Source organism: Pseudomonadota bacterium, from assembly GCA_039714795.1.
Lineage (GTDB): Bacteria > Pseudomonadota > Alphaproteobacteria > JAGOMX01 > JAGOMX01 > JBDLIP01.
In genome coordinates this window covers 1-7,828 of record JBDLIP010000088.1, presented here as the reverse complement: position 1 = coordinate 7,828, position 7,828 = coordinate 1, and the positions used below count along the sequence as shown (strand labels likewise).

The 7,828-nt window shown below is 42.9% G+C and carries 9 protein-coding genes and 1 tRNA gene; 4 read left to right on the top strand and 6 right to left on the bottom strand.

Annotated elements, in window-relative coordinates; genetic code table 11:
* Positions 1-85: 85 nt before the first annotated feature.
* The 6 genes from ABFQ95_06565 to ABFQ95_06540 all read right to left on the bottom strand — a co-directional run bounded on the left by ABFQ95_06565 (position 86) and on the right by ABFQ95_06540 (position 3,469).
* Positions 86-817: a hypothetical protein gene (locus ABFQ95_06565; protein MEN8237184.1), complete on the bottom strand. Its 732-nt coding sequence runs from the start codon at positions 815-817 to the stop codon at positions 86-88.
* 111 nt (positions 818-928) lie between these two features.
* Positions 929-1,279: a hypothetical protein gene (locus tag ABFQ95_06560; GenBank protein MEN8237183.1), complete on the bottom strand. Its 351-nt coding sequence runs from the start codon at positions 1,277-1,279 to the stop codon at positions 929-931.
* An 84-nt stretch (positions 1,280-1,363) separates the two neighbouring features.
* Positions 1,364-1,522, bottom strand: coding sequence for a hypothetical protein (locus tag ABFQ95_06555; protein MEN8237182.1), 159 nt, complete (start codon positions 1,520-1,522; stop codon positions 1,364-1,366).
* Between the two features lie 294 nt (positions 1,523-1,816).
* Positions 1,817-1,892 (bottom strand) — tRNA-Thr (locus tag ABFQ95_06550).
* Positions 1,893-1,943: 51 nt separating this feature from the next.
* Positions 1,944-2,912 (bottom strand): threonine/serine dehydratase, encoded by a 969-nt coding sequence (locus ABFQ95_06545; protein ID MEN8237181.1) that lies wholly within the window; start codon positions 2,910-2,912, stop codon positions 1,944-1,946.
* Positions 2,906-3,469, bottom strand: a complete 564-nt coding sequence (locus ABFQ95_06540) for a YcbK family protein (protein MEN8237180.1) — start codon at positions 3,467-3,469, stop codon at positions 2,906-2,908. Before ABFQ95_06540 ends, ABFQ95_06545 begins: the two co-directional genes overlap by 7 nt.
* 296 nt (positions 3,470-3,765) lie before the next feature.
* Here ABFQ95_06540 and lepB point away from each other — a divergent pair, with 296 nt between their 5' ends.
* The 4 genes from lepB (at position 3,766) to recO (ending at position 6,912) form a co-directional block, all read left to right on the top strand.
* Positions 3,766-4,521 (top strand): signal peptidase I, encoded by a 756-nt coding sequence (lepB, locus tag ABFQ95_06535; GenBank protein MEN8237179.1) that lies wholly within the window; start codon positions 3,766-3,768, stop codon positions 4,519-4,521.
* A 3-nt stretch (positions 4,522-4,524) separates the two neighbouring features.
* Entirely contained in the window at positions 4,525-5,214 is a 690-nt protein-coding gene (rnc, locus tag ABFQ95_06530; GenBank protein ID MEN8237178.1) for a ribonuclease III, read from the top strand.
* Positions 5,214-6,116: a GTPase Era gene (gene era / locus ABFQ95_06525; protein MEN8237177.1), complete on the top strand. Its 903-nt coding sequence runs from the start codon at positions 5,214-5,216 to the stop codon at positions 6,114-6,116. The genes rnc and era overlap by 1 nt, the downstream gene beginning before the upstream one ends.
* Before the next feature lie 73 nt (positions 6,117-6,189).
* On the top strand, positions 6,190-6,912 hold the full coding sequence (gene recO, locus ABFQ95_06520) for a DNA repair protein RecO (GenBank protein ID MEN8237176.1): 723 nt from the start codon (positions 6,190-6,192) through the stop codon (positions 6,910-6,912).
* Positions 6,913-7,828: the final 916 nt, after the last annotated feature.

The following is a 7,828-nucleotide window of genomic DNA, read 5'->3' as shown; positions in this document are numbered from 1 at the left end:
CTTTTTATCAAAAGTTCTGTGTCTACAAAATTCGAGCAAATACGCCGAAATACCTTAATTTAAGCCATTTCACCCCATTTGGATTTTAAACTTCCGCTAAAAAGGGAAGAAAATTCTTTATGCGTTGCGCCCTTTTAAAAAGGCGAATGATTTGTTCAGGTGATAGGTTCAGTGTGGGGTTTTCATAGAATCGATAAGAGCTGTTATTTTTTTTAAACTCAAAGGCTGCAAGAAAATGGCAGAAGGGTTTATAGTCCTGCAAATCGTCACTGTAAGCTTTTTCCCCACCTAAATACTCTGGATCAGATTTCTTCTTCTTTTTCAAAGGAAACTTGCCTAACACTAATTCCTGAGCATCCTTTAACGTAACAAGATTACCTTTGTTATTAGCACGGCTGATTTCGGCCAGTTCAATAAAAGCCCATACTAAATGGTGAACTCTTTTGAAAGTAGGCTCTTTTTGACAAAGCTCTTTATGAATCTGCCGTAAAGAAAAAGCCTTGTACCAGTTACTCCTGAAATAATGATCCTCGGGAACTTGTAAGAGTCGTTTTAAGCCGTGAATCTTATTTGGATCTGTGAGCTTTTCTTGCAAGCGTTCGAACAAGTAAGTATTCAGGGAGAGTACAGTCATTTCTCGCAATTCATCACAGTCGCAACTCAAGCTACACTTACAATTTTGAGGGTAGAGCAACATAGCGATAAGTTGATGGTAGGTATCATATAGAAATACCTCAAGGTGTTTTGCCATGAATGAATCTGAAAAGTCTTCATAGGTTCTCCAGGTCTGCATGTCGGTCAATCCATCATAATCCATACCCTTTCTCCAACTATGTCAGGATAATTTTGCTGTGTAAAGGTACAGATAGATACAGGTATGAAGGTACAGGTGGCACCATCAATAGACACCACCTTCTCCGTATACATCTTAATTATCGCTGCTCGAAGCAATCTCAGGCAATGGCATGTGCACGTGTGAATTAATCGGGTGCAGACCGCCAAAGGTTTTAGAGATGACGATCCAAGAGGGGCCAGAATCCAGTGAAGATGGCTCCAACCGCCCTGCAACAAAGACGAGGTTACCTTCGCACAAACAAGAGGACACATACTCGACCAAGAGCGGGTTTTCTACTGAAATGTGGTGTTTTTCAAGGCGCTCACCGCCATCAACAGGCGTGAGCAAAGTAAAAGTGGCTAAGTTGCCTCCTTCACCATCAGAAAAAATGTGAGGGTTTTCGGGCAGACGGCCTACAATATAGGTATGGTTTAAAAAGTACATGATTGGTTACTCCTTTTCTGAGGTTATCGCTGATACAAATCCACAACAGATCAGATAAGCGAGAACTCCGGAGCAACCAAGAAACTAAGGTAACCACATCTCCAAAAGCCCCACAAACATTGGACCAATGGGTAGAGCCATAGTTTTTACAAGTTCCATCCAAGCAGGAACGCATAAGCGTACCTCCAGCCACAAACGAATGTTTGTGTTGGCAAAGCAGGACAGAATTGTATAAATTGACAATATCCATTAGCGGATCCTTTATCGATCTGTTAGCGGTAGTGGCGGTTAGGTGTACCAACCTTTCCGTCACGTCTAATCAGGGTAACGCTAAACACGAATAGAAATCAACAGCAAAAAAATCAAAGTGAACCAACAGGTTCCAGTCTTTAGACGAACCACCTGAAATAACAAGATTTTTCCGAAGAAACAAACTTTTTCAAAAAACCCAATCCGCGAAATTTTTCAAAATGCTTGCCGTATGCTTGCCAAAATTATTTTTGAATTTTTGGAAACCTCTGAAACCCTTTGTGGGCTTGGTGCCGGATGCAAGATTCGAACTCGCGACCCACTGATTACAAATCAGTTGCTCTACCAACTGAGCTAACCCGGCATTAAGACTTTTTTTCCAGCTGCCTCTCATCATATCACGTTAGCGATAAAATTAAAGAGGTTCGCCTGAATTAATTCCATCAGCACCCATTCCTGAAATAACAGCACAAATTTGCACGCAGGGATCAACCTGAATTTTTTTGGCCAGAAGGGAAGCCACTGAGGCTGCACCACTTAGCTCTGCGGCAATACCAAACTCCTGCCATAACCAACGAGAGGCATTATGCATGTCTTGATCGCTCACCAACACCACATCATCGACGTGGTTGTGCACTAAATTAAAATTCACATCTGTTGTTTGTTGTATAGCAAGGGTCCCCACTTCTGTTGTGATTTCGGGAACTGCAACAACATGACCGGCGCGCAGGCTGTTATAGAGCGTGGGGCAACCTTCTGGCTCCACACCGATGATCTTGAGATTTGGCCGCAAGGCCTTAGCAGCCACTGCCATACCGCTGATCAATCCTCCCCCACCAATAGGAACTACAATCACGTCAACGCTTGCACAATCTTGCAAAACTTCCAATGCAAGGGTACCCTGACCGCTGATGACCTCAGGGTTAGCGTAAGGGTGAATAAAGCCTTGATTGTTTTTCTCAGCGTAATCTCGGGAAATCTTGTTTGCTGCATTTAAATTCTCTCCAGCAAACTCGACGTTCACCTTCCAATGTTCAATCGCTTCTATTTTTTCTCTTGGGGTAGTGCATGGCAAGAAAATAGTTGTAGGAATTGAATGTTTCCAACCCAGATAGGCAACCGCACGTCCGTGATTTCCGCCAGAAGCGGCGACAATACCGTTTTGCCTCTGTCGCTGCGACAAGCGTAAGAGCTTGTGTGTGGCACCCCGGATTTTAAAAGATCCGGTAAGTTGCAGTTGTTCAAGCTTGAGGTGCAAACGGCACGGGTGCGGTAGAGACATCCGCGCATGACACGCATCTAACATCGGAGTATGTCTGATATGTGATTGTAAGAGATCTGCTGCTGCACGCACTGTATCAAGTGATACAGCTGAGTTTACCACGTGGTAAACCTTTCACGGATATCAACGTGTACAAAACCTGATTTAGGATAATAACCAACACCACCCACTTTTTCAGCCGTAGCAGCATTGCGTAAATGTCTGAGACGCACACCTGGAATCTTAAAATCCACAGCATCTCCAGTCATATGCCGACTACGCCGAGCAACACCCTTATTGCGTTTGCGAAGCTGCGCGTTTGTCTTTGGCGAACGATATCCACAAAAGATCTCAAAAGGCTTTTTCGCATCGACCTTTTCACCCAATCGATAGAGCAAAGAAAGTAGCTCGTGGTTAATCTTGATTTCCTGACCGGTACGCCAATCCCTCAAGAAGCTATAAACCTTTGTGAGATTTTCTTGAACATATCCGCCACCTGCCCAAATCACTTCCTTGAAAAATTCACCAGTATTGACATTGTAAAGATTCAAAGCCTGTTCTGGTTTCAAAGGAGCAGCAACAGCCCACTTGGGCACAATCAGAGATCCGGCAATAAGACCCCCACCTACACGCAGCAGGTCTCTTCGATCGATCGGTGTGGTCAGAAACTTAGCTTGCATAAAGAGCGACAACTTTTCCTAATTTTAAGAATTTATTAACTCTTTGTACACGCATTCACTCAAAATGGCAAGGATAACTGTCGGTATGCGCTGGATGTGTAAATGCATATATCCTTGCATTTTATGGTTTGTTCCTATACTACTTGGATAAGAATATTCACTGTACCTGCGATACTTTAAGAAAAATCGAACGAGCGGTCGCAACGTACTCAGGCGTACGTGAGAGCTGTGAGTTATCCCAGGGCTAAGCCCAGATTTTGGAGTAGCGCAGGTAGAAACAACGGATTTTAAAATCGATGCCCAAGAAACAAGATCATTGGCTGATAGAGCTCGTTAAGACAGTTGTGTATGCAGGTGCCTTTGTTTTGCTTTTTCACTCTCTACTCTATAAACCATTTAATATACCAACTCCTTCTATGGTTCCAACCCTTTTGGTGGGAGACTATTTGTTTGTTTCGAAGTTCACTTATGGGTACAGTCGCTATTCTTTTCCCTTTGGTTTTCCTTTATTTGAGGGCAGAGTTCTATCAGGGGCGCCCAAACAGGGAGATGTTATCGTCTTTCGTCCATCCCATGAAATAGGTGAAGATTGGATCAAACGGGTCATCGGTGTGCCTGGAGATGTGATTCAAGTGGTTGATGGCATCGTTATTGTCAACGGGCAAGAGGCGCGGCTTCAATTTAAAGAAGACTACAAATGGCGTGATGAGAAAGGTAGATACCATACGTCTCAGCTCTATACGGAAACCCTACCCAATGGTGTAGAGCATTTGATTGTAAAAACCGTTGATTTTGGAATGAACGTACTTGATAACACCCAAGAGTTTGTCGTACCTGAGGGTTTTTACTTTGTTATGGGTGATAATCGCGATCACTCCGATGACAGCCGTGGAACACGGTTGGGGATGGTGCCTTATGAAAACATCGTAGGTCAAGCTGAGTTGATTTTCTTTTCAACGAAAATACCCACCGACCCTGAAACTTATTGGTGGCAGCCATGGAAATGGCCAACAGAAACCCGTTATGGTCGAATGATGCAAATGATATATTAGGAAATGCTTGATTCATTTGAACTTCTTTTTAAGGCGCTTGGACATCATTTTGAATCTTTACCTCTTTTAGAGGAAGCTCTAACGCACCCGAGTGCCAGCTCAGCGCAATCAGTTCCCAGTTACCAAAGACTAGAATTTTTTGGTGACCGTGTCCTTGGCTTAGTAATTGCAGAAATGATCTTTCAGGATTTTCCTGAAGAAAATGAAGGGGCCCTTTCAAGGCGCTTTACTTCTCTTGTGCGGCGTGAAACTCTTGCAAGGGTTGCTCAAGAAATTAACTTAGACGATTATGTGAATGTCGCTGGGGCAGAGCTACGCGCGCATGGCAGGCAACGTGAGCCAATTCTAGCGGACTGCTGTGAATCTGTGATTGCAGCATTATATCTTGACGGAGGATTGGATGTTGCCAAAGCATTTATTCATCGGTATTGGCGACCTATTCTGCAACTTGGTAAGACGAACCTGAAAGATCCAAAATCACTTTTGCAAGAATGGGCCCAACGTAATGGCAAACCGATTCCTGAGTACAAGATTATAAAGAGCTATGGTGCGCATCATCAACCAACATTTGTTTTGGAAGTGCGTGTTGCAGGCGTTCCGGCAGCTCAAGGAAAAGGCTCTGCAAAGCGTGATGCAGCCCAAGCTGCTGCAAAAGCAATGTTAGAACAATTGGGCGTCGAGGACAAAGGGTGATGCCTGTACAAGAGGATAAGTGTGGGTTTGTTGCTGTACTTGGGGCTCCCAATGCTGGAAAGTCGACTCTGATTAATTTGCTAGTTGGCGCTAAAGTTTCAATTGTTACCCCAAAAGTACAAACCACTCGCTTTCGCATTCTAGGCATTGCCTTGCGAGAGCATGTGCAGGTTATTCTGGTGGATACACCTGGGATTTTTAATCCCAAGCGACGTTTAGAACGGGCCATGGTCAAAGCAGCCTGGGGTGCTTTGCGTGATGCGGATATAGTTTCTGTCATTGTCGATGTACACCGTAAAGACTTGCAAGAAACTCTAAGAATTTTGGATTATCTGCAACGTGCAGATAAAAAGCCGATTTTAATTCTCAATAAAATCGATTTGGTTCCGGGTGAGCGTTTGCTTGAGCTTGCAGCTGAGTTAACCAAAGGGCGTGAAATTGAAAAAACTTTTATGATTTCTGCAACACTGGGCGACGGAGTGGAAGACTTTATGAACTTTTGTACCCAAAGCTTGCCTAAAAGCCCTTGGCTATATCCAGCTGATCAAATTACCAATTTACCGCAGCGTTTGATGGCAGCAGAAATTACCCGGGAAAAAGTTTACTTGTACCTACACCAAGAACTACCGTATTCGATTGCAGTTGAAACAGATACATGGGAGACATTCAAGAATGGAAGCATCAAAATTCACCAAACCATTTATGTGCAGCGAGAAAGTCAAAAGCCGATTGTCTTAGGTAAGGGCGGCAAGCAAATTAAATTGATCGGGGAAAAATCCCGTCAAGATTTGAGTACGCTGTTGAATTGTCCGGTACACTTGTTTTTGCATGTCAAAGTTCAAGAAAATTGGGTAGAGCGCCCCGGACATTACAAAGAAGTGGGACTTGATTTTGATGCTTAGACTGAAGATAAATAGAAATCTACGTAAACCAACAGGTTGATTCAGCTACGGTATAGCATAGGAAGAAGACGCGATGGAGTGGACCGATAGCGGTATATTATTATCAACAAGGCGACATGGTGAAAGCCAGGAAATAGTTACTTTTTTAACTGAGCATCGCGGTCGTTATGCTGGCATTTTGCGTCGTAGTCGCAAGATAAACGCTGCCTTGCAACCTGGAACTCAAGCACGCTTGGTGTGGAAGGCACGGTTAAGTGAACATTTGGGAGCCTGGACGATAGAGGAAACACAAAGTCGATGGATCAGCAGTTTTCACAAACCAGCAGCGCTCACAGTTTTGCTGGCAGCCTGCACATGGCTTGATTTTGTAACTCCGGAACGTGAACCAGCACCACGCTTGTACGATGCTTTGCACAAGCTGATTGTCGAGCTTGATCAACCAGATTTAGGGGGTAAGTATGTCAATTTTGAATTGTGTCTATTGCGTGAAATTGGGTTTGGCCTTCAGCTGTCACACTGTGCTGTCACAGGAGAGCAGGAAAATCTAGGATATGTTTCACCACGCACAGGACGCGCTGTGACAAAAGAAGTGGGCAAAGCTTACCACGACCGTTTGCTCGAGCTACCTGCTTTCCTAACAACGAAAGACCAAGTAGCCGATGCTCAACAAATTTCTTTAGGGTTGAAGTTGACTGGATATTTTTTGCAACGATACGCATTGGGACCTTATCAACGCTCAATGCCACCTGCACGCGCACGGCTTGATCACCTTTCTTTTGCAGAATATATGTGCTGAATCAAAATGTTGAGGTTTGCATAAACCTGCCAAAGGTTTATTTTCGCTTAGGTTGCACATTTGGCTATGGGTTTTCTTCAGATTCCTCATTGGATCGAATGGCATCGTGTTAGCACTTCATTTGGGCAACGCGAGCAAGTCTTTGCCAGGCCTGAGTTTCAAAACAGATTTTCGAGATGACGATAGGCAAATAAATGGCTCTTTTGAAATTGCCGTGGAAGAAGAATGGCTCAAATACTACTGTTACAGAGGCAACTATATCTTAGAACGTGTGCGTTTTTACAGGTTATTCAATGAGGCCGGTCTACCCATTTTGTGACACAAATTGAGTGTCAACAACATAACTGCATGCTCATAAAGTATAAAATCACAAAATTAAGGTGGCCAATATGAACAATAGCCAGCCGCTCCCGCTGGACCAATAACCACTTGAAAAACAAAGAAAAAGATTTTTACTTTTCGTAAACTTTCTTGCTGTTTTCTTGTTATTTGTCAGTTACTTACGTATTTTGATCGCATCACCTTACTACGATCATTAGTTAAATGTTTGAATTAAAAAGGAAATTTCAGAAAAAGTTTACGAAAACCTAAAAAAATATTACTTATTTATCAAAGGGTTATTGGTACAGCGGGAGCGGCTGAACAATAGCCGCATATTTCCCTTTCGAAAAGGGCAATTTGATATGTGGGCATGTCTACGCATCTCTTAATTTTAAAACATTTTTCTTTCACGGCAATTCCAAAAGAGCCAGAATTTTTTCCTTGCAAAGATCAAACCTGAATTGAATTTTGAATTTAATAACTATAGATAATTTTACCACCATTAATTTTAATAATTCCGAAGATAAAATTTTGCTTTTTTAAAAATTAATCTGCAAATTACTATTTCTTATACTTTGTATTTTTGTAAATTCCT

What these genes read in the sequence shown, in the direction of transcription:
- ABFQ95_06560 (MEN8237183.1), bottom strand. Translation starts at nt 1,279, where the DNA reads ATGTACTTTTTAAACCATACCTATATTGTAGGCCGTCTGCCCGAAAAC.
- era (MEN8237177.1), top strand. Translation starts at nt 5,214, where the DNA reads ATGCCTGTACAAGAGGATAAGTGTGGGTTTGTTGCTGTACTTGGGGCT.
- rnc (MEN8237178.1), top strand. Translation starts at nt 4,525, where the DNA reads ATGCTTGATTCATTTGAACTTCTTTTTAAGGCGCTTGGACATCATTTT.
- lepB (MEN8237179.1), top strand. Translation starts at nt 3,766, where the DNA reads ATGCCCAAGAAACAAGATCATTGGCTGATAGAGCTCGTTAAGACAGTT.
- ABFQ95_06565 (MEN8237184.1), bottom strand. Translation starts at nt 817, where the DNA reads ATGGATTATGATGGATTGACCGACATGCAGACCTGGAGAACCTATGAA.
- recO (MEN8237176.1), top strand. Translation starts at nt 6,190, where the DNA reads ATGGAGTGGACCGATAGCGGTATATTATTATCAACAAGGCGACATGGT.
- ABFQ95_06540 (MEN8237180.1), bottom strand. Translation starts at nt 3,469, where the DNA reads ATGCAAGCTAAGTTTCTGACCACACCGATCGATCGAAGAGACCTGCTG.